The organism is Streptomyces sp. NPDC088400 (assembly GCF_044753355.1).
In the GTDB taxonomy this organism is placed as follows: domain Bacteria; phylum Actinomycetota; class Actinomycetes; order Streptomycetales; family Streptomycetaceae; genus Streptomyces.
Genome location: NZ_JBIVMZ010000007.1, coordinates 130,279 through 152,811, shown reverse-complemented (window position 1 = coordinate 152,811; position 22,533 = coordinate 130,279). Strand labels below are relative to the sequence as shown.

At 68.1% G+C, this 22,533-nt stretch carries 14 protein-coding genes; 10 read left to right on the top strand and 4 right to left on the bottom strand.

Features of this window, described 5'->3' with window-relative positions:
* Positions 1-42: 42 nt before the first annotated feature.
* The gene (locus ACIQD6_RS19335; RefSeq protein WP_401884071.1) at positions 43-3,882 is read right to left on the bottom strand and encodes a GH92 family glycosyl hydrolase; all 3,840 of its coding nucleotides are present in this window, start codon (positions 3,880-3,882) and stop codon (positions 43-45) included.
* 517 nt (positions 3,883-4,399) lie between these two features.
* On the opposite strand from ACIQD6_RS19335, the gene ngcE reads away from it, so the two are divergent.
* The 9 genes from ngcE to ACIQD6_RS19290 all read left to right on the top strand — a co-directional run bounded on the left by ngcE (position 4,400) and on the right by ACIQD6_RS19290 (position 17,016).
* Positions 4,400-5,845: an N-acetylglucosamine/diacetylchitobiose ABC transporter substrate-binding protein gene (ngcE, locus tag ACIQD6_RS19330; RefSeq protein WP_401884069.1), complete on the top strand. Its 1,446-nt coding sequence runs from the start codon at positions 4,400-4,402 to the stop codon at positions 5,843-5,845.
* A 124-nt stretch (positions 5,846-5,969) separates the two neighbouring features.
* Complete coding sequence (locus tag ACIQD6_RS19325) at positions 5,970-6,893, top strand: carbohydrate ABC transporter permease (RefSeq protein WP_401884068.1); 924 nt, start codon at positions 5,970-5,972, stop codon at positions 6,891-6,893.
* Positions 6,893-7,864 (top strand): carbohydrate ABC transporter permease, encoded by a 972-nt coding sequence (locus ACIQD6_RS19320; RefSeq protein ID WP_401884067.1) that lies wholly within the window; start codon positions 6,893-6,895, stop codon positions 7,862-7,864. The genes ACIQD6_RS19325 and ACIQD6_RS19320 overlap by 1 nt, the downstream gene beginning before the upstream one ends.
* Before the next feature lie 377 nt (positions 7,865-8,241).
* Entirely contained in the window at positions 8,242-9,441 is a 1,200-nt protein-coding gene (locus ACIQD6_RS19315; RefSeq protein ID WP_401884065.1) for an ROK family protein, read from the top strand.
* 133 nt (positions 9,442-9,574) lie between these two features.
* Complete coding sequence (locus ACIQD6_RS19310; protein WP_401884437.1) at positions 9,575-10,678, top strand: substrate-binding domain-containing protein; 1,104 nt, start codon at positions 9,575-9,577, stop codon at positions 10,676-10,678.
* A 334-nt stretch (positions 10,679-11,012) separates the two neighbouring features.
* Complete coding sequence (locus ACIQD6_RS19305; protein WP_401884063.1) at positions 11,013-11,801, top strand: ATP-binding cassette domain-containing protein; 789 nt, start codon at positions 11,013-11,015, stop codon at positions 11,799-11,801.
* Complete coding sequence (locus tag ACIQD6_RS19300) at positions 11,798-13,153, top strand: sugar ABC transporter permease (protein WP_401884061.1); 1,356 nt, start codon at positions 11,798-11,800, stop codon at positions 13,151-13,153. Before ACIQD6_RS19305 ends, ACIQD6_RS19300 begins: the two co-directional genes overlap by 4 nt.
* A gap of 228 nt (positions 13,154-13,381) precedes the next feature.
* Positions 13,382-15,328, top strand: coding sequence for a 1-deoxy-D-xylulose-5-phosphate synthase (dxs, locus tag ACIQD6_RS19295; RefSeq protein ID WP_401884059.1), 1,947 nt, complete (start codon positions 13,382-13,384; stop codon positions 15,326-15,328).
* Positions 15,329-15,555: 227 nt separating this feature from the next.
* Entirely contained in the window at positions 15,556-17,016 is a 1,461-nt protein-coding gene (locus tag ACIQD6_RS19290; RefSeq protein WP_401884435.1) for an amino acid permease, read from the top strand.
* Positions 17,017-17,035: 19 nt separating this feature from the next.
* On the opposite strand, the gene ACIQD6_RS19285 is transcribed toward ACIQD6_RS19290, so the two are convergent.
* On the bottom strand, positions 17,036-17,428 hold the full coding sequence (locus ACIQD6_RS19285) for an NTP pyrophosphohydrolase (protein ID WP_401884057.1): 393 nt from the start codon (positions 17,426-17,428) through the stop codon (positions 17,036-17,038).
* A gap of 133 nt (positions 17,429-17,561) precedes the next feature.
* On the opposite strand from ACIQD6_RS19285, the gene ACIQD6_RS19280 reads away from it, so the two are divergent.
* The gene (locus ACIQD6_RS19280) at positions 17,562-18,710 is read left to right on the top strand and encodes a hypothetical protein (RefSeq protein WP_401884055.1); all 1,149 of its coding nucleotides are present in this window, start codon (positions 17,562-17,564) and stop codon (positions 18,708-18,710) included.
* A 93-nt stretch (positions 18,711-18,803) separates the two neighbouring features.
* On the opposite strand, the gene ACIQD6_RS19275 is transcribed toward ACIQD6_RS19280, so the two are convergent.
* Positions 18,804-20,930, bottom strand: a complete 2,127-nt coding sequence (locus ACIQD6_RS19275) for a 3-hydroxyacyl-CoA dehydrogenase NAD-binding domain-containing protein (RefSeq protein WP_401884054.1) — start codon at positions 20,928-20,930, stop codon at positions 18,804-18,806.
* On the bottom strand, positions 20,927-22,147 hold the full coding sequence (locus ACIQD6_RS19270; RefSeq protein ID WP_401884052.1) for a thiolase family protein: 1,221 nt from the start codon (positions 22,145-22,147) through the stop codon (positions 20,927-20,929). The genes ACIQD6_RS19275 and ACIQD6_RS19270 overlap by 4 nt, the downstream gene beginning before the upstream one ends.
* Positions 22,148-22,533 lie beyond the last annotated feature (386 nt).

Below are 22,533 nucleotides of genomic sequence, written 5' to 3'. Positions count from 1 at the left end.
GCACCGGCGCGCGCCGGTGCCCCGCTCCCTCAACTCACGCTCCTACCGCAGCAGTTCCACCTCCGCCAGGCTCGCCGGAGCATCGCTCACCAAGCGGTACTTCTCGTACGTCCCCGGCTTGGCCACGGTGAAGACCCGGGTCTGTTTGTCCCAGGTGAAGGACTGGTCCGACCGGCTGTCCAGGGTCTTCCAGGTCGTGCCGTCCGCCGACCCCTGGAGCACCCAACTCCCCGGTGCCTGCGCCGCCTTGGAGGACGTCAGCGTGTACTGGACCGCCTTCGTGGCTGACTCGACCGGCAGGTCCACCGACTCGACGGCTCCCTCCGTACGCGACGAGTTGTCGAAGAGCGCGCCCGCCCCGGTCAGCGCGTCCGTGCGCGGCGTCGGCGTCCTGTCGTCCGTGGTGATCGAGACGGGGGCCGCCTTCTTCCCCGTACCCCAGGACGACGGCTTCGGGCCCATGGCGAACTCGATCGTGCCGCCGCGTGCGACCACCTCGTGCGGAAGCGCCGTCGAGTTCCAGGACTTGCCGTTGACCTTCAGCCCCTGCACGTAGATGTTCTTCGCGCTGTTCTTCGGGGCCTTGACCACCAGTTTGCGGCCGTTGTCCAGGTGCACGGTGACCTTCTTGAAGAGCGGCGAGCCGATCGCGTACTCCCCGGAGCCCATCACCAGCGGGTAGAAGCCGAGCGAGGAGAAGAGGTACCACCCCGACTGCTCGCCGTTGTCCTCGTCGCCGTGATAACCCTGGCCGATCTCGCTGCCGGTGTACAGGCGGTCCAGGACCTCGCGGACCTTCTCCTGGGTCTTCCAGGGCTGCGAGGCCGCGTTGTACATGTACGTGGCGTGGTGGGCGACCTGGTTGGAGTGGCCGTACATCCCCATCCGTACGTCGCGCGCCTCGGTCATCTCATGGATGACCCCGCCGTACGAGCCGACGAACTCGGGAGCGGCCGTCTCGGGGGTGGAGAAGTACGAGTCCAGCTTCTGTCCGAGGCCCGCTCGTCCGCCGTACAGGTTGGCCAGGCCGCGCGAGTCCTGGGGCGCGGTGAAGGCGTAGCCCCAGCCGTTCGTCTCCGTGTAGTCGTAGCCCCACACTCTCGGGTCGTACTTCTCCGAGGACACCCGCCAGTCGCCCTTCAGGTTCCGGCCCTGGAAGAAGCCGGCCTTCTTGTCGAAGAGCGAGACGTACTCCTGGGCGCGGTTGCGGAAGTACGCCGACTCCTCCCGGTAGCGCTCCTTCTTCGTCTTCTTGTAGAGCGCCTTGCCCATCTCGGCGATGCCGTAGTCGTTGAGGTAGCCCTCCAGCGACCACGAGAGCCCCTCGTGGGTCTCCGTGGAGGCGTAGCCGAGGAACGGGGACGTCTCCATGCCCTTGCGGCCGACGCCCGAACTGGGCGGTGCCACCGTCGCGTTCTTCAGGGCCGCTTCGTACGCCGCCTCCGCGTCGAAGTCGACGCCCTTCACATAGGCGTCGGCGAAGGCCACGTCCGAGCTGGTGCCGGTCATCAGGTCGGCGTAACCGGGGGAGGACCAGCGGGAGATCCAGCCGCCGTCCTTGTACTGCTGGACGAAGCCGTCCACCAGCTTGCCCGCCTTCTTCGGGGTGAGGAAGGAGTACGCGGGCCAGGTCGTGCGGTACGTGTCCCAGAAGCCGTTGTTGACGTAGACCTCACCGTCGACGATCTTCGCGCCCGTGTGCGTCGGGGTGTCGGGTCCGGTCTTCGGGGAGAAGGGGCTGGCGTACTGCTGCTTGGGACGGGACTTCGAACCGGTGTTCTCGAAGCCGGAGTTGGGATACAGATACAGCCGGTAGAGGCTGGAGTAGAGCGTGGTCAGCTGGTCGTGGTCCGCGCCCTCCACCTCCACCCGGCCCAGGATGTCGTCCCAGGCGTTCTGTGCCCGGTCCTTGACCCGCTCGAATCGCGTGCCGGCGGGGATCTCGTCGGCGAGGTTCTTCTTGGCCTGGTCGACGCTGATCAGCGAGGTCGCCAGGCGCAGCGTGACCGTACGGTCCTTGCCCGCGTCGAAGCGCAGATAGCCGGTGACGTCGGGGCCCGCGCCGCCGGTCGGCTTGCCGCTCGCGGTGACGGGCGCGTCGAAGACGCCGTACACGAAGAGCCGGGTCGCACCGGCCGACAGGCCGCTCTTCACGTCGGAGAAGCCGGTGAAGGAACGGGTCTCCGGATCGAGTGTCAGGCCACCGGCGTTGGAGATGTTGTCGAAGACCATGCTCGCGTCGTCACCCGGATAGGTGACGCGCATCATCGCCGCGTGGTCGGTCGGCGTCATCTCGGTCTTGAGGCCGTTCTCGAACGTGACGCCGTAGTAGTGCGGCTTCGCCGTCTCGTTCTCGTGCCGGAACGGCAGCGCCCGCGCCGTGCGGGACGCGTCGGGCGTGCCGTCCGCGACCGACGGCATCATCTGGAAGGTCTGCCGGTCGCCCATCCAGGGGCTCGGCTCGTGGCTGGTGCTGAAGGCCTGCACGGTCGGCAGGTTGTCGGCGTTGTTGCCGCGCGCGTACTCGTAGAGCCAGCTGGTCGAACCGGCGTTGGTCACCGGCGTCCAGAAGTTGAAGCCGTTGGGCACGGCGGTCGCGGGGAAGTTGTTGCCGCGCGAGAAGGAGCCGCTGGAGTTGGTGCCGCGTGTGGTGGACGCGTAGTCCGACAGGTGCGCCGGCGGCTTCTCCGGCGCCTTGGGGGCGATCGAGATGTCGTCGATCCAGCCCTGGAACTTCGCGGGGCCCTTGGGGGAGTCGTACGCCACCAGGATCCGGTCGACGGTCCTGCCGGCGGCGACGGAACCGATCCGGGAGTCGACCTGGTTCCACTGGTTGACGTAGAGGCGCTTGGCCGCGCCCTGACCCTGCGGGGTCAGTGGCCCGCCGTGCGCGTCGACGGCCTTGAGATCACTCAGATAGGTGCCGTCGGTGAACGCGAGGTCGACCGACACATTGGTCGCGGGGTAGTTCAGGTCCGTCTCGGGGAGGGAGGGGAAGATCCGGTACGAGAGCGCGGTGTCGCGGCGTACGGCCGTGTGGACGTCGAAGACCTTGTTGTACGAGTACGCCCGCCCGTCCGGCTGGTGCGTGCCGGCGTACTTCAGCGCCCTCTTCCCGGTGAACCCGGCGCCGGCCTTGGCGGTGGGGGAGCCGGACGGGCCGCGGTCGGTCTGCGTACGCATGTCCTGCGGCGCCGGGGTGCTCGTATCGCCGTTGGAGAACTGGACATCGGCCAGTTGCGTCGCGTCGGAGGCGCCGTTGTTGGCGGTGATGTCGAGCCGGTAGTGCGGGTACGCGGTCGTGTTGGCGACCTCGTACGACTGTGTCCGGAACCGCTCCTCGAAGGTCTCGCCCTTCCGGGAGTCCAGGACCCGCCACTGCTTCCCGTCGGTGGATCCCTGGAGGGTCCAGTCCTTGGGGTCGCGCTCCGCATGGTCGTTCGCCGAGGTCAGGGCGTACGTGACGACCTTGACCGGCTGGTCCAGGTCGAACTCGGCCCAGGCGGTGGAGGTGAACGCCAGCCATTTCGTGGCCGACTGGACATCGATCAGGTTTTCCTTGGTCTCGCCACCGTTGGTGTTCTCGCCGCTCGCGCGCAGGTCCACGACCCGGTCGGTGACATTGCCCGGAATTCCGTTGCTGAAGCCGCCGTCGACGCCTGATGCCCGTTTCTTTCCATCGGGTCCCACTTCGACGGTGTTGCGCCAAGCCGGTTGCGGATCTTCCTCTTCGAATGAGGAGGTGAATTCCTTTTCCGCCGAACGCGGTTGAGCGGGCTGTGCTATAGCGGCGGACTGTGCCGTCACGACGAGCAACGAGGCGGCCGCCACCAGGGCGGCTGTATGCCATTGTTTCCGCCGGGGTCCGGTTCTCTGCTGCATACCGAGCCTTTCCTCCTGCGTGCCAATGTGGACAACGTTGTCACCTGGGAGCGCAGGGTCAAGTAGGGGTCAAGTGCAGAGAGGTGTCAAGGGTGTTGGTGGTAGGGCGTGTCCGGAATTGGACATTCCGGGGCGACCGGCGTGGTCGAATGGGTACACAACCGGCTCGGGTATCCACGAGGTCTCAACTAGGGAAAGTCTGCCGCCCAAACCTGCTTTCGATCTTGCCCAGTTGACCGGAAGTGGACTATACCTGTCGGCATCTGTACCCGTCTTCACGATCGGGACGGCCGACGCGTCCGCAATCGACGCACCCTCATCGACGTACTGACGCACTCTCACAGACGCACTCCCCCAGACGCACCGTCATCGACGCACTCTCATCGACGTATCCAGTACGCACGAGAACCCCGCACGACCCAGCTTCAATTGACCGCGGTGCAAGGCCCTTCGCTCGGACGAGAAGGACGGGCGGCCGGTACACCGCCTGAGTCCTGAAGAAGGCGAGGACTTGAGCATGGGATTCACCTCCGCTCAGCACAACGAGGGCCTTGGCCGTCGTGACGTGATCAAGCGGTCTGCCGCGATCGGTCTGGTCACCGTCCCCACGATGAGCTTCCTGGCGTCGTGCGCGAGCAGCGACAGCGGGACGGACAAGAAGGTCGACAAGGGCAAGACGTCCGCGAAGAACCCGCTCGGCGTCAACGACTCCGCGCCGCTCGACTTCGTCGTGTTCGACGGCGGCTTCGGTACGGCCTACGCGAAGGACGCCGTCACGCAGTACGAGAAGGCGTACCCGAAGGCGAAGGTGAAGTTCAGCTCGACCGAGAAGATCCAGTCCACGCTCCAGCCCCGCTTCAACGGTGGCACCCCGCCGGACCTGATCGACAACAACGGCGCCGAGCAGATGGACATGGGCGTACTCTCCGGCAAGAAGCAACTCGCCGATCTCACAACCCTGTTGGATGCCCCTTCCTACGACGACCCGGCCAAGAAGGTGCGTGACACGCTGCGGGCCGGCGTGGTCGAGATGGGCCAGTTCGACGGCACCCCGGTATGGGCCCTCTACTACGCCTACACCGTGTACGGCGTGTGGTATTCGCAGACCGCGCTCGACCGGCTCGACGCCGAGTACCCCGAGGACTGGGACGCGATGCTGGCCCTCTGCGCGAAGGCCAAGAAGAAGAACATCGCGGGGTGGACGTACGCAGGCAAGTACCCGTACTACATCCCCTTCTCGCTCTACCCGTTCATCGGGAAGATCGGCGGCCGTGAGGTCCTGGACGCCATCGACAATCTGGAGCCGAACGCCTGGAAGCACCCGGCCGTGAAGTCCGCCTTCGAGGCGTACTACGAGCTGTTCAAGAAGGGCTACATCCTCCGGGGCACCCCCGGTCTCGACCACATCCAGTCGCAGACGGCGTGGACCGAAGGCAAGGCGCTCTTCATCCCCAACGGCTCCTGGGTGGAGAACGAGGCGGCGAAGACCACGCCGAAGGACTTCCAGATGAAGGTGGCCGCGCCGTCCGGTCTGGACAGCTCGGACAAGCTGCCGTTCGGCACGCTCTGGGCCTCCGGCGGCGAGCCCTTCATCGTCCCCGCGAACGCCAAGAACCCCGACGCCGGCATGGAGCAGCTGCGCATCATGCTGAGTGAGGCGTCGTCGAAGAACTTCACCTCCAAGGTGAAGTCGCTCAGTGCCTTCAACGGGGGCACCGACGGCCTCACCCTCACCACCGCGCTCCAGTCCGGGGTCGACGCGCTGGCCAAGGCGGGCGACAACGTACTCAATCCGCGGCTTCAGGACTGGTACGTCGCGCTGGAGAAGGAAAAGATCGGTGTGGGCGTCCTCGGCGAGCTGATGGCCGGACGCATGACCCCGGCCGAGGCCATCACGAAGGCTCAGGCGTACGCGGACGAGACGGCCAAGGACGACTCCATCAAGCACTACAAGCACCAGTAGGGGGAGAGACCGGGAGTCCCGACGGGGCTCCCGGTTCCGGCCCGTCGGACGGGCTGTTCCGGCCCGTCGTACGGGCCCCCAAGCCAGCACGGCGGTACCCGCCGGAGATTCGGGGTCGGGAGACATGCAACACGGCAAGTACGGGTTCATCGTGGGGTTTTTGGTGGCCCCGCTGGCGATCTACGCCCTCTTCGTCATCTGGCCGTTCATCCAGTCCATCTACTACTCGTTCACGGACTGGACGGGGCTCAGCCCGGACTTCGCGATGGTCGGCTTCGACAACTACACCCGGATGCTGGACGACGGCACCTTCTGGAAGTCGCTCCAGCACAGCCTGGCCTTCGCGTTGTTGCTGCCCGTGGTGGTCCTCGGGATGGCGCTGTTCTTCGCGTTCATGCTGAACGTCGGCGGGCGCGCCCGTAAGGGAGTCGCCGTCTCGGGCGTCCGCGGCTCGGCGTTCTACAAGATCGTGTACTTCTTCCCGCAGGTGCTCTCGATCGCGATCGTCGCCCTGCTCTTCCAGTTCGCGTACAACCCGAACAGCGGGGCCATCAACTCCGCGCTCGGCGCCGTCGGTCTGGACAGTGTCCAGCCGGAGTGGCTGGGCGATCCGGGCCTCGCGCTGTGGTGCGTGATGGCCGTCCTGGTGTGGAGCCAGGTGGGCTTCTTCGTGGTCCTCTTCTCCGCGGGCATGGCGTCCATCCCGAAGGACTTCTACGAGGCGGCGCTGCTGGACGGCGCCAACCGCTTCGTCACGTTCTTCCGCATCACCCTGCCCCTGCTCTGGGACACGGTGCAGTCCGGGTGGGTCTACATGGGCATCCTCGCCCTGGGCGCGGAGTCCTTCGCGGTCGTGCAGATCATGACCGTGGGACCGGGCGGGCCCGCCGAGTCCACCAACGTTCTGACCCTGCTCGTCTACCAGAAGGCGTTCCGTGACGGTCAGGCGGCCTATGCGACCACGATCGGTGTCGCCCTGCTTGTCGTCACGCTGGCCTTCGCCGCCCTCGTGATGCGGCTGGGCCGACGTGAGCGGCTGGAGTTCTGATGAAGACCACCGACACCCCTCCTCCGCTCGGCCCGGGCCCCGGCTCCGGCTCCGGCTCCGGTCCCGGGCCCGGTTCGGCAGACGCCGGCCCGGTGAAAACGCGGCCCACCGGCGCGAAGAACGACACACCGCCCGCCGGACAGAAGGGCGGCGGCATCCTCAACGTCTTCTCGCACGGCGTGCTCGTCATCTGGGCGATCCTGGTCGTGATGCCGTTGCTGTGGGCGGTCATGACGTCCTTCAAGGACGACAGGTCCATCTTCACCTCGCCCTGGTCGCTGCCGGACACGCTGCACTTCGAGAACTGGACGCGCGCCTGGAACCAGGCGCATATGAGCGACTACTTCCTCAACACCGTTCTGGTGGTGGCCGGTTCACTGGTCGGCACGCTGCTGCTGGGCTCGATGGCCGCCTACGTACTGGCGCGCTTCGAATTCCCGGGGAACCGCTTCATCTACTACCTGTTCATCGGCGGGATGAGCTTCCCGATCATCCTGGCCCTGGTCCCGCTGTTCTACGTCATGAACAACATGGGGCTCCTGAACACGATCCACGGCCTGATCCTCGTCTACATCGCCTACTCGCTGCCGTTCACCGTCTTCTTCCTCACGTCGTTCTTCAGGACGCTGCCCACCTCGGTGGCGGAAGCGGCGATCATCGACGGCGCCTCGCACACCCGGACGTTCTTCCAGGTGATGCTGCCGATGGCCAAGCCGGGCCTGATCAGCGTCGGCATCTTCAACTTCCTGGGGCAGTGGAACCAGTACCTGCTGCCCACGGTGCTGAACACCGACCCGGAGAACAAGGTGCTCTCCCAGGGGCTGGTGCAGCTCGCCGTGAGCCAGGGCTACAAGGGCGACTGGTCGGGGCTCTTCGCCGGCCTGGTGATGGCGATGCTGCCGGTGCTGGCCGCGTACATCGTCTTCCAGCGGCAGGTCGTGGCAGGTCTGACGGCGGGAGCGCTGAAGTAGCCGGTCGTCCGGGAAGCGGAAAAGCGAGAACAAAGCCAAGAAAACCGTCCGTCGGCTCAGGCCGGCGGACGTTTTTCGCTGCGTAGAGCGTCCGCGGTGTGCCCGCGGTGTGCCCGCGGTGTGCCCGCGGTGTGCCCGTAGAGGTCCGTAGACGTCCGTAGTGCGTCCGCAGCGTGCCCGTAGTGCCGTCCGGACCCGGACTTGGTTCAGTCCAAGGTCGCTCATCCGTAGCCGTACTCGCTCAAGGTCTTGACGGGGGGCGGCCCCAAAGGCTGAGCTTAGAGTTCACAAGTTGGAGATACGTCGGGGTCTCATGGTCGCGGCCCCGGCCGGGGGCGGTGGTCGTGCCGTCCGCCGAGGGCAGGAGTGGATGAGTCGTGGAGACTCCAGGGTCGCAGTCGTCTCTGCACCGGGCCAACCTCGAACGGGTCGTGCGCGCGGTGCGCATGGCCGGTTCGCTCACCCAGGCGGAGATCGCACGGAGCACGGGACTGTCGGCGGCCACGGTCTCCAATATCGTCCGTGAGCTGAAGGACGGCGGAACAGTCCAGGTCACGCCAACGTCGGCGGGCGGCCGCCGGGCCCGCAGCGTCTCGCTCAGCGGAGACGCGGGCATTGTCGTCGGAGTGGATTTCGGCCATACGCATCTGCGGGTGGCCGTCGGGAACCTCGCCCATCAGGTGCTCGCGGAGGAATCCGAGCCCCTCGATGTGGACGCCTCCTCCGCCGAGGGATTCGGCCGGGCCGAGGAACTCGTCGAGCGGCTGATCGTGACCACCGGTGTCAGCCGTCAGAAGGTGATAGGTGTCGGCCTCGGTGTCCCCGGGCCGATCGACGTCGAATCGGGCACGCTCGGCTCCACCTCGATCCTGCCGGGCTGGACCGGCATCAACCCCAGCGACGAGCTGGCCGAGCGCCTCGGCGTACCGGTGTACGTCGACAACGACGCCAATCTCGGCGCGCTCGGCGAGCTGGTCTGGGGGAGCGGACGCGGGGTCAGGGACCTGGCGTACATCAAGGTCGCCAGCGGCGTCGGCGCCGGCCTGGTGATCGACGGACAGATCTATCGCGGTCCCGGTGGTACGGCGGGCGAGATCGGGCACATCACGCTCGACGAGTCGGGGCCCGTCTGCCGCTGCGGCAACCGGGGCTGCCTGGAGACCTTCACGGCGGCCCGCTACGTACTGCCGTTGCTCCGGCCCGGCCACGGCGCGGATCTGACGATGGAGCGCGTCGTCCAGCTCGCCAGGGAGGGCGATCCCGGCTGCCGCCGTGTGATCGCCGATGTCGGCCGTCATGTCGGCAGCGGCGTGGCGAATCTGTGCAACCTCTTGAACCCCAGCCGGGTGGTGCTCGGCGGAGATCTGGCGGAGGCTGGGGAGTTGGTGCTCGCGCCGATCCGCGAGTCGGTCTCCCGGTACGCGATCCCGAGCGCGGCCCGCCAGCTCTCGGTCCTCCCCGGGGCGCTCGGCAGCCGTGCCGAAGTGCTCGGCGCACTGGCCCTCGTACTCAGCGAGATGGGCGATTCGACCCTTCTGGGCAGCACCCTCCCTGTCGGGGCACCTGCCTTCACTTAGATAACGAATGGCACCGTTGTCATCTCGTTAAGGATTTACTCCTTGACGCTGCCCCTGGACCCGAGTTGACTTCCAGCCACCTCGGCCGCAACGACGCGGCCTCGTCAGGGAGGTTTTTGAAGTGAACGCAACGATGCGTCGTGCTGCCGTGGCTACCGCCGCTACCGCGATGGCCGTCTCACTCGCCGCCTGCGGCAGCGCCAAGGAGTCCGGCGACAAGGCCGAAGCGTCCAAGTCGGACAAGAAGGGCCCGATCACCGTCGGGCTGCTCCTGCCGGAGAACGAGACCGCCCGGTACGAGAAGTTCGACAAGCCGCTGATCGAGAAGAAGGTCGGCGAGCTCACCGACGGCACGGGCAAGGTCGTCTACGCCAACGCCAAGCAGGACCCGACGCTGCAGAACCAGCAGGTCGACACCATGGTGACCAACAAGATCGACGTGCTGATCGTGGACGCGGTCGACTTCAAGGCCATCGCCGGTTCGGTCAAGAAGGCCAAGGAGGCCGGCATACCGGTCGTCGCCTACGACCGGCTCGCCGAGGGGCCGATCGACGCGTACACCTCCTTCGACAACGAGGAGGTCGGCCGGGTCCAGGGCAAGGCCCTCCTCGACAAGCTGGGCTCCAAGGCCTCGTCGGGTGACATCGTCATGATGAACGGCGCCATCACCGACCCGAACGCCGCGCAGTACAAGAAGGGCGCGCTCTCCGTGCTGGAGGGCAAGGTGAAGATCGGCAAGGCGTACGACACCAAGGAATGGAAGCCGGTGAACGCCAACTCCAACATGGAGGCCGCCATTTCCGCCCTCGGCAAGGACAAGATCATCGGCGTCTACTCCGCCAATGACGGCATGGCGGGCGGCATCATCACCGCCCTCAAGGGTGCCGGATTCTCCAAGCTCCCGCCGGTCACCGGTCAGGACGCCGAACTCGCCGCCGTCCAGCGCATCCTCGCGGACGAGCAGTTCATGAGCGTCTACAAGTCCTACCCGCAGGAGGCGGCCACGGCCGCCGAGATGGCGGTCGCGCTCGCCAAGGGCGAGAAGCTCGACTCCATCACCAAGGGCAACACCGTGGACAGCTCGACCACCAAGAAGGTGCCCTCCGTCCTCGTCCCGGTCGTCTCGCTGACCAAGGACAACATCAAGGACACGGTCATCAAGGAAGGCATCTACACGACCGGCGAGATCTGCGCCGGCAAGTACAAGGCCGACTGCGACAAGGCCGGTCTGAAGTAGGCCTGAGCCAGGCCGACTTGGATCCGAGTCAGGCCGACTTGGCTCCGAGCCGGCGTCGGCCCAAGGCTGATGCGGTCCCTTCCGGTGCGGAACCGGAGCAGGTCTCTTCCGCGCGGGTCCCCCGGATCCGTAGGAGCCCTCCTCCGGCGACCCGCCCCCGGTGAAGCCTGTCCGGCACCCCGCCCGTCAACGCCCCGCAGCTGGGGCGGGGTGCCGGATGGAACAACCGCTCGGCGGGACCGGCCATCGGCCGTCGCCCCCCTTTCGTTCTCTTCTGCTCGACCTCCGCGCCCTCCTCCGGCGCGGTATCCCCGCCGGTCAGGCGGCGAAGGAGTTGGTTCACGTGACCGCTACGCCCGTGCTGGCGTTGCGCGGGGTCTCCAAGCGATTCGGTGCCGTTCAGGCGCTCACCGACGTAGAGCTTGAGGTCCACTCCGGTGAGGTGGTCGCCCTCGTGGGCGACAACGGCGCCGGGAAATCCACGCTGGTGAAGACCATCGCCGGCGTGCACCCCATCGATGAAGGCGTCATCGAGTGGGAAGGCGGGCCCGTCTCGATCGGCCGGCCGCACGACGCCCAGAACCTGGGCATCGCGACCGTCTATCAGGACCTCGCCCTGTGCGACAACATCGATGTCGTCGGCAATCTCTTCCTCGGCCGTGAGCTCCGCAGGTGGGGTGTCCTCGACGAGGTCGAGATGGAGCGCCGTTCACGCGAGCTGCTGACCACGCTGTCGATCCGCATACCCAGCGTCCGTATCCCGATCGCCTCGCTCTCCGGCGGCCAGCGGCAGACCGTGGCCATCGCCCGGTCGATGCTCGGCGAGCCGAAGCTCGTCATCCTCGACGAGCCCACCGCGGCCCTGGGCGTGGAGCAGACCGCCCAGGTGCTCGACCTGGTCGAGCGGCTGCGGGAGCGCGGTCTCGCCGTGCTCCTCATCAGCCACAACATGGCGGACGTCAAGGCCGTCGCCGACAAGGTGGCCGTGCTCAGGCTGGGCACGAACAACGGCGTCTTCGACGTCGCGACCACCTCGCAGGAAGAGATCATCGCCGCCATCACCGGAGCCACGGACAACGCCGTGACCCGCCGCGCGTCGCGCACCGTGGAGGTTCAGAAGTGAGTACGGACAAGACCTCCACGTCGCTCGACAAGGACCCCGGCAAGAGCCCCGGCGGCAACGGCGCCGACGGCAAGGCCTCTCTCGGCAAGATCCCCGCCCCGGTGGACGCCCCCGCCGCCGCGGACGGCGCGGTCACCGCCGTCGACCCGCGGCTGCTCGTACGCGAACAGGGATTCGCCGGCTATCTGTCGGAGTTCGGGCGCAAGATGCGCGCCGGCGATCTGGGCTCCGTCCCGGTCATCGTCGGTCTGCTCATCATCTGCTTCGTCTTCCAGAGCCTGAACTCGAACTTCCTCTCCGCGGAGAACCTCAGCAACATCTCCGTGGCCATGGTCGGTACGGGCATGATCGCCGTCGGTATCGTCTTCGTGCTGCTGCTCGGCGAGATCGACCTGTCGGTCGGCTCGGTCAGTGGTGTGTCCGGCGCGATCTTCGCCGTACTGAGCGTCACGCACGGCATGAACGAGTGGCAGGCCGTGGTGATCGCCATCGCCAGCGGCGCCGTCATCGGCGCGATCCACGGCTTCTTCTTCGCCCGGGTCGGCGCGCCCGCGTTCGCCGTCACCCTGGCGGGACTGCTCTTCTGGCTCGGCTTCATGCTCCAGGTGCTGGGCTCCAACGGCACCATCAACCTGGACTCGGACGGTCTGGTCTCCCAGCTGACCACGTACTACTTCAGCGATGTCGCGGCCGCCTACGGCCTCGCGGTCGTCGCGGTCGTCGTGTTCTTCCTGACCTCGTTCCTGGAGAACCGCCGCCGGGAGGCGGCCGGAGTCCCGTCCCGCCCGGTCAGCGAGACCGTGCTGCGTACGGCCGTCCTCGCGGTCGTGGCCTTCGCGGCGGCGTTCATGTTCAACCAGTACAAGGGTCTGCCGCTGGCGCTGGTCATCTTCCTGCTGGTGCTCGTGGGAACCGACTTCGTGCTGCGCCGCACCACCTACGGACGCAAGGTCTTCGCCCTCGGCGGCAGCGTCGAGGCCTCCCGCCGCGCCGGTATCAACGTCACGCTGATCCGGGTGTCGGTCTTCTCGATAGCCGGTACGTTCGCGGCCATCGGCGGCCTCTTCATCGCCTCCAAGATCGCCGCCGCCAACCAGGGCGCCGGCACGGGCGACCTGCTGATGAACGCCATCGCGGCGGCCGTCATCGGTGGCACCAGCCTCTTCGGCGGCCGGGGCCGCACCTGGAACGCGCTGCTCGGTGTCATGGTCATCACATCGATCCAGTACGGACTGGCCCTGGAAGGCATCGAGACCCCGACCCAGTACATGATCACCGGTGGTGTGCTGCTCGCCACCGTCGTCATCGACTCCGTCACCCGGAAGACCCAGAAGACCGCGGGCCGCGCCTGACGCCGGTTCGCGCGGCTGTGCCCGGCACCCGGACCCGGGCGCCGGGCACAGCCATGTCCGGGTTCGGATACGGGGCCGAGTCCGGGCCCGAGTCCGGGCCCGAGCCCTCTGAGCACGGCCGGATTCTGTCTGCCGTCCATATGACCTACATACAGCCGTTCAGGTGATGTACAACTCACGGCCCACTGACGGAGCAGGGGGACGAAACATTAGACTCGGCGGATCGGCATGCTCGACCAGCTCAATTGCAAGGAGGCACGGGTGGCGTTGCTGACCCACATCAGGGGACCGCGCGATTTGGACCGGCTCGGCCCGGAGCAGCTGGAGCAGCTGGCCGGAGAAATCAGGACATTCCTGGTGGACGCGGTATCCAGAACTGGTGGCCACCTCGGCCCCAATCTCGGTGTCGTCGAGCTGACCATCGCCCTGCACCGTGTTTTCGAATCCCCGGCCGACAAGGTCCTCTTCGACACGGGTCACCAGTCGTACGTGCACAAGCTGCTCACCGGCCGTCAGGACTTCTCGAAGCTCAAGAGCAAGGGCGGCCTCTCCGGCTACCCGTCCCGCGCCGAGTCCGAGCACGACATCATCGAGAACTCGCACGCCTCCACCGTGCTGGGCTGGGCCGACGGCCTCGCCAAGGCCAACGAGGTCCTCGACAAGGACGACCACGTGGTCGCGGTGATCGGTGACGGCGCGCTGACCGGCGGGATGGCCTGGGAGGCGCTGAACAACATCGCCGCCGCCAAGGACCGCCCGCTCGTCATCGTCGTCAACGACAACGAGCGCTCGTACGCGCCGACCATCGGCGGTCTCGCCAACCACCTGGCGACCCTGCGCACCACCGACGGCTACGAGCGTTTCCTGGCCCGCGGCAAGGACCTCCTGGAGCGCACTCCGGTCGTCGGCAGGCCCCTCTACGGCACCCTGCACGGCGCGAAGAAGGGCCTCAAGGACTTCATCGCCCCGCAGGGCATGTTCGAGGACCTCGGGCTGAAGTACGTCGGCCCGATCGACGGCCATGACATCGAAGCCCTGGAGTCCGCGCTGCTGCGCGCCAAGCGCTTCGGCGGCCCGGTCATCGTGCACTGCATCACCGAGAAGGGCCGCGGCTACCAGCCCGCCCTCCAGGACGAGGCGGACCGCTTCCACGCCGTCGGCAAGATCCACCCCGACACCGGACTGCCCATCGCCTCCTCGGGCACCGACTGGACCTCGGTCTTCGGCGAGGAGATGGTCAAGCTCGGCACCGAGCGCGAGGACATCGTCGCGATCACGGCGGCCATGCTCCAGCCGGTCGGTCTGGACAAGTTCGCGAAGGCGTTCCCCGACCGGGTGTACGACGTCGGCATCGCGGAACAGCACGGCGCGGTCTCCGCGGCGGGCCTCGCCACCGGCGGCGTCCACCCGGTCTTCGCCGTCTACGCGACCTTCCTCAACCGCGCCTTCGACCAGGTCCTGATGGATGTCGCCCTGCACCGCTGCGGTGTGACGTTCGTCCTGGACCGGGCCGGCATCACCGGCACGGACGGCGCCTCGCACAACGGCATGTGGGACATGTCGATCCTCCAGTGCGTGCCGGGGCTGCGGATCGCCGCCCCGCGCGACGCCGACCAGGTCAGGGCCCAGCTGCGCGAGGCGGTGGAGATCGAGGACGCCCCGACCGTGGTCCGCTTCTCCAAGGGCGCCGTCGGCCCGGCGGTCGCCGCCGTCGGCCGGATCGGCGGCATGGACGTGCTGCGCAGGGCCGAGGAGGGCGTCGCCGACGTCCTGCTGGTCTCCGTCGGCGCGCTCGCCCCGATGTGCCTGGAGATCGCCGGCCTCCTTACCAAGCAGGGCATCACGACCACGGTCGTGGACCCCCGCTGGGTCAAGCCCGTCGACGAGGCACTCGCCCCGCTCGCCGAGCAGCACCGCGTGGTCGTCACCGTCGAGGACAACAGCCGTGCCGGAGGTGTCGGCTCCGCCGTCGCCCAGGCGCTGCGCGACGCCGGCGTCGACGTACCGCTGCGGGACTTCGGAATCCCGCCGCGCTTCCTCGACCACGCCTCCCGCAAGGAGGTCATGGCCGAGATCGGGCTGACCGCACCGGACATCGCGCGCCAGGTCACCGGCCTGGTCGCGAAGCTGGACGGCCAACTGGAGGACTCACCCACCGATGTGGCCCGCGACTGAGCGGACCGTCCTCGGACACCACCTCAGGCACATCCTGGGGACAGCGACACGACTGCCGATGGGCCGGTCGGACCACCCGTACAGGGCGGACCGACCGGCCCATACGTGTGAAATGCCCCGTTAGCGGGTACCTGGCCGCCGCAACCTCTCGATCATTGCCGGATGAACGCGCATACGGAGGTACGCCGGTGAGCACGCGACAGGACCCGGGACCAGTCAGCAAGGGCATGTTCCGCACCAAGAACGTCGAGCAGTCGATCCGCGACACCGAGGAACCGGAGTACGCGCTCAAGAAGACCCTCTCCGCCCTGGACCTGACGGTCTTCGGCGTCGGCGTCGTCATCGGTACGGGCATCTTCGTCCTGACCGGTGTCGTGGCCAAGCAAACAGCCGGCCCGGCCACCGCGCTCGCCTTCGTCGTCGCCGGTGTCGTCTGCGGCCTGGCCGCCCTCTGCTACGCGGAGTTCGCCTCGACGCTGCCGGTCGCCGGATCCGCCTATACCTTCTCGTACGCCTCGCTCGGTGAACTGCCCGCCTGGATCATCGGCTGGGACCTCGTCCTGGAACTGGCCCTGGGCTGCGCGGTCGTCGCCGTCGGCTGGTCCGGGTACATGCGCTCCCTGATCGGCAACGCCGGGGGGAGCCTGCCCGACTACCTGTCCGGCACCCACGACGGGAAGTTCGGCTTCGACCTGCTCGCCTTCCTCCTCGTGCTCATCCTGACCGGCGTCCTCATCGCGGGGGTGAAGCTGTCCTCGCGCGTCACGACCGTCATCGTCGCCATCAAGGTCACCGTCGTCCTCCTCGTGATCATCGTCGGGGCGTTCTTCATCACCGGCTCCAACTACAAGCCGTTCATCCCGCCGTCCGAGCCCACCTCCGGCGGCAGCGGACTGGCCGCCCCGATCGTCCAGCTCATGTTCGGCTTCACCCCCAGCAACTTCGGCGTCCTGGGCATCTTCACCGCCGCGGCCGTCGTCTTCTTCGCCTTCATCGGCTTCGACGTCGTCGCGACCGCCGCCGAGGAGACCCGTAACCCGCAACGCGACGTCCCGCGCGGCATCCTCGGCTCTCTCTTCATCTGCACCGGGCTGTACGTCGCCGTCTCGATCGTCGTCACCGGTATGCAGAAATACACCGAACTGTCGGTGGACGCCCCGCTCGCCGACGCCTTCAAATCGGTCGGCCACCCCGTCTGGGCCGGGCTGATCAGCTTCGGCGCGGCCGTCGGGCTCACCTCGGTCTGCATGATCCTGCTGCTCGGCCAGACCCGGGTGTTCTTCGCGATGAGCCGCGACGGACTGCTGCCCAGGACCTTCTCCCAGGTCCACCCCAAGTTCGGTACGCCGTACCGCTCCACGATCCTCCTCGGGCTGATCGTGGCGGTCGTCGCCGGCTTCACCTCCATCGAGGAACTCGCCGAACTGGTCAACATCGGCACGCTGTTCGCCTTCATCGTGGTCGCGCTCGGCGTCATCATCCTGCGCCGGACGCGCCCCGACCTGCCGCGCGCCTTCCGTACCCCGCTGGTGCCCTACCTGCCGATCGTCTCCGTACTCGCCTCGCTGTGGCTGATGTTCAACCTGCCCGCCGAGACCTGGCTGCGCTTCGCCATCTGGATGGTCATCGGCTGCGTCGTGTACTTCGTGTACGGGCGGAGCCACAGCCGCGTCGGCAAGGAGGGCTGACCCCGGGAGACCCGGTCCTCTACGTACCCTCGCCCGGCGGCGGGCGCACGGCTCTCGGCCCGGCGCACCGCGCGCCGTACTCCTCCACCCGCCGGCGCAGCTCCCGGTCGGCGGTGACGACGACACACCCCGGACCGTCCGCCGCCGCCCGCGCGGCCAGCTCCGTGATCCGGTCGTCCCCGCTGCCGTCCGCCGGCTCGACCCGTACCCCCGGCACGGACTCCACACCCCGGGCCGCGCCCTCCACGACCAGCACGACCTCAACAGGCCCCGGACATCCGGCGATTCCCCGCTCGGCGTACGGCACCAAGGTGTCGCGCAGCCGCTCTGTGGCCCCGCGCCGGTCGCGCCACCAGCCGTCGGGGACGGAACCGACCACATTCGCCGCGTCGACAATCAGCTGAATCCGCACCTCAGCAGCGTGCCACAACGCCCGCGCCACGGGGACGACCAGCCGCCCCGCCGACGGACGGACCTGTCTGTCAGACAGGTCCTAGTACCATCGGCCTCCGGGTTTCCTGCGCTCAGGAAGGCGGCAGCGGGCCATGACACCGAGGTCGGGACGGACGTCCGAGGAATCGGGCGACACCGAAGGCAACGCCGCCGAAGCGGCACAGGCGCCTCCCACGCCCCCTCCGTACACGTCCCTCCCGCCGACCACCGGCTGGCTGCTGCGCGGCAAGGACGGCAGGCTCACGGCCTACGCCCCGACGGCCGACGGGGTACTCCGCTGGACCGAGACCCGAGTGGGCGGCCCCCACTGGTCCGGGCCCGATCTGCTGGCCGCCCGCGGGCTGCTGCCGTACCTGTCCGTCGCGCGGAGCGCCGAGGGCTACGTCCACCTGCTGGGATTACGGAAACGACCACGCGCCGACGGGCCGGGCGACACGGATCTCGTGCACGCGATCCAGTTCCAGACCGGCCGTCCGCTGCGGGACTGGCAGTCGCTGGGAAACCCGCACGGCAAGGACCGGGAGAAAGGGGAGCGGATCGGGCTGCCGTCCGCCGTACTGGACACCACCGGCTCGGTGCACCTGTTCCTGCGCAACGCGAACGGCGGTCTCTCGGCCAAGAACCAGTCACCGACCGGCCGTTGGCAGCCCTGGGGCGGGGCCGATCCCGACGGTACGACACTGACCGGCGAGGCGGCCGCCGCCGTGACCGACGGCGGACGGATCGAGCTCCTCGTGCCGGCGCCGGGCACCATGGTCCGCTGGATCCGGGAGAAGCCCGACGCGAAGCTGGAACGCGCCGAGGACGAACCGGCGGGCGCCGTCGCCCCCGGCACGATCGGCGCCGAACGCACCGCCGGTGACCGCCTCACCCACTTCTGGCGCGACGCGGAGGACGGCACGGTCCGCGCCTGGCGGCCGGGCGCGGAGCCTTCCCGGCTGGGCGGCCGGGGCACCGGCCCGCTCGGCGTGCTGCGAACCCCGGTCGACGGCCTCGACTGCACGATCCTGGCCCAGCGCGGCACCGACGGTCACCCGCACATCGCCGCCTATCCGACGGAGACCGAGGAGGCGGGCCTCAACTGGACCCGCACCGGTGAACACTGCGTCGGCGCACCGGCCCTGGCGCTGGACGGCGAGGGCAGGGTGGTGCTGGCGGCGCTCGGCGAGGACGGCACGCTACGGGTGGCGAGGCAGAAGGAGGAGCCGGGGCTGGCGCTGGAGGCATGGACCCGGATCTGACTCCGCGACGCCTCTCCTCACGACGCCTCTCCTCACCGCGAACGGGCCGGTACGGAAGGGGACTTCCGTACCGGCCCGTTCGCCGTACCAGCCTTACGCGGGCACGCTCGCCACGCCCGGCGCCAGGAACGGCTTGCCGTTCACCCGCTCCGAGACACCCGCCCTGTCCAGGTACGGCGTGATGCCGCCCAGATGGAAGGGCCAGCCCGCGCCCGTGAGCAGACAGAGGTCGATGTCCTGCGCCTCGGCCACGACACCCTCGTCCAGCATCAGACCGATCTCCTGCGCCACCGCGTCCAGCACGCGCTCGCGCGTCTGCTCCTCCGTGAGGACGACATCGCCCTGCTTGAGGAGCGCGGCGACCTCCGGGTCAAGCTCCGGCCGCCCGGAGTCGTACACGTAGAAGCCCCGCTTGCCCGCCTTGACGACCGCCGCGAGGTTCTCGGAGACCGTGAAGCGCTCCGGGAACGCCCCGTGCAGGGTCTCGGAGACATGCAGGCCGATCGCCGGGCCGACCAGCTCCAGCAGCACCAGCGGAGACATCGGCAGCCCCAGCGGCTCCACCGCGCGCTCCGCCACCTCGACCGGGGTGCCCTCGTCGATCACGTTCTGGATCTCGCCCATGAAGCGGGTGAGGATGCGGTTGACGACGAACGCCGGGGCGTCCTTCACCAGTACCGCCGACTTCTTGAGCTTCTTCGCCACCCCGAACGCCGTGGCCAGCGACGCGTCGTCGGTCCGCTCACCGCGCACGATCTCCAGCAGGGGCAGGATCGCGACCGGGTTGAAGAAGTGGAAGCCGACGACCCGCTCGGGGTTCTTCAGCTTCGACGCCATCTCGGAGACCGACAGCGACGAGGTGTTGGTGGCGAGGATCGCGTGCGCCGGAGCGACCGCCTCGACCTCCGCGAACACCTTCTGCTTGACGCCCATCTCCTCGAAGACGGCCTCGATGATGAAGTCGGCGTCCGCGAAGCCCTCGGCCTTGTCCAGCACACCCGAGACCAGGCCCCTGAGCCGGTTCGCCTTGTCCTTGTTGATACGGGACTTCAGCAGCAGCTTGTCGATCTCGGCGTGGACGTACGAGACACCCTTGTCCACGCGCTCCTGGTCGATGTCCGTGAGAACGACCGGCACCTCAAGGCGGCGCAGGAAGAGCAGCGCCAGCTGCGAGGCCATCAGACCCGCGCCGACGACACCGACCTTGGTGACCGGCCGGGCCAGCGACTTGTCGGGGGCACCCGCCGGCCGCTTGGCGCGCTTCTGCACCAGGTTGAAGGCGTAGATCCCCGAACGCAGCTCACCGCCCATGATCAGATCCGCCAGCGCCCGGTCCTCGGCGTCGAAGCCCGCCTGGAGGTCGCCGTCCTTGGCGGCCGCGATGATGTCGAGCGCGCGGTACGCGGCCGGAGCGGCGCCGTGCACCTTGGAGTCCGCGACGGACCGCCCACGCGCCACCGCCTGGTCCCAGGCCTCGCCCCGGTCGACCTCGGGACGCTCGACCGCCAGCTCGCCCTTCAGCACGGACGCGGTCCAGATCAGCGACTGCTCCAGGAAGTCCGCGCCCTCGAAGAGCGCGTCGGCGATCCCGAGGTCATAAACCTGACCCCCCTTGAGCTGCTTGTTCTGGTTCAGCGAATTCTCGATGACCACCGAGACCGCGCGGTCGGCGCCGATCAGATTCGGCAGCAGCACACAACCGCCCCAGCCCGGTACGAGGCCCAGGAAGACCTCGGGCAGCGAGAACGCGGGCAGCGCGGCGGACACCGTGCGGTACTGGCAGTGCAGCCCGATCTCGACACCGCCGCCCATCGCCGCGCCGTTGTAGTACGCGAACGTCGGCACGGCCAGCGTGGCCAGCCGCTTGAAGACCTCGTGGCCACCCTTGCCGATCGCCAGCGCGTCCTCGTGGCGCCCCAGCAGCTCCACACCCTTGAGGTCCGCGCCGACCGCGAAGATGAACGGCTTGCCGGTGACACCCGCACCGACGATCTCGCCCTCCGACGCCTCCTTCTCGACCTGGTCGATGGCGGCGTCGATATTCGCCAGCGACTGCGGACCGAAGGTGGTCGGCTTGGTGTGATCCAGGCCGTTGTCCAACGTGATGAGGGCGAACCTGCCCGCCCCCGCCGGGAGTTCGAGGTGGCGTACGTGCGCCTGCGTCACGACCTCACCGGGGAAGAGCTCGGCCGCGCCCTTCAGGAGTTCAGCGGTAGTCACTTGTTGCCTCCGTCGAAGTGCGGGTTCTCCCAGATGACCGACGCGCCCATACCGAAGCCGACGCACATGGTGGTCAGCCCGTAACGGACCTGCGGCCGCTCCTCGAACTGCCGCGCCAGCTGCGTCATCAGCCGTACGCCGGAGGAGGCCAGCGGGTGGCCGAACGCGATGGCGCCACCGTACTGGTTGACACGCGCGTCGTCGTCCGCGATGCCGTAGTGGTCCAGGAAGGCCAGCACCTGTACCGCGAAGGCCTCGTTGATCTCGAACAGGCCGATGTCCGAGATCGACAGACCCGCCTTGGCGAGAGCCTTCTCGGTCGACGGGATCGGGCCGTACCCCATCACCTCGGGCTCGACGCCCGCGAAGGCGTACGACACGAGCCGCATCTTGACCGGCAGCCCCTGCTCACGCGCGAAGTCCTCGGCCGCGATCAGCGAGGCCGTGGCGCCGTCGTTGAGCCCCGCCGCGTTGCCCGCCGTCACCCGGCCGTGCGGCCGGAACGGAGTCTTGAGCCCCGCCAGCGACTCCAGCGTGGTGCCCGGACGCATCGGCTCGTCGGCGGTGGCCAGACCCCAACCGGTCTCGCCCGCTTCGGCGTTGGTACGCCGGATGGAGACCGGCACCAGATCCTGCTGGATCAGCCCGTTCGCGTACGCCTTGGCCGCCTTCTCCTGCGACCGGACCGCGTACTCGTCGGCACGCCGCTTCGTCAGATGCGGGAACCGGTCATGCAGATTCTCGGCCGTCATCCCCATGAACAGCGCGGAGTCGTCGACCAGCTTCTCCGACACGAAACGCGGATTCGGGTCGACGCCCTCACCCATCGGGTGCCGGCCCATGTGCTCGACACCGCCGGCCACGACGACGTCGTACGCGCCGAACGCGATGGAGCCCGCGGTGCTCGTCACAGCGGTCAGCGCGCCCGCGCACATACGGTCGATCGAGTACCCGGGCACGGACTGCGGCAGCCCGGCGAGAATCCCCGCCGTCCGCCCGAGCGTGAGGCCCTGGTCACCGATCTGCGTGGTCGCGGCGATCGCGACCTCATCGATACGGGCGGGATCGAGGTCCGGGTTGCGGCGCAGCAGCTCCCGGATCGCCTTCACAACGAGATCGTCGGCGCGAGTCTCGTGATACATGCCCTTCGGGCCCGCCTTGCCGAACGGGGTGCGGACGCCGTCGACGAAGACGACATCCCTGACGTTACGAGGCACGATGGCTCTCCTCCAGGTGCGGGACGGCACTGCTCCGGGGCACACCGATGGCGCGCTCCCACCCCCATGCTACTTACGAGTAACCACGCTGCCCAGCCCCTCTATATTTTTTTGAGGCTCGGTTCGCCTCCGGGGCCGGGAGAGGGGGGCTGAGGTTCAACAGACTCGGTGCGGAGGAGGACGTTTCGGCACCGCCGCGCGCTGCCTTCTTTTTTGGGCTCGGTTCGCCTCCGGGGCGCTGCAAGCCGCTGTCGACGGTCGACCGTGCTCGCCCCCTCGTTCCTCGGGGCCTGCGCGCGCTCTCCCTTACGACAGCGACGCGCCCCTTCGGCTCACTCGCCGGCGGACGACACCACCAGAACGCCCAGGCACCCCCACCCCAGACC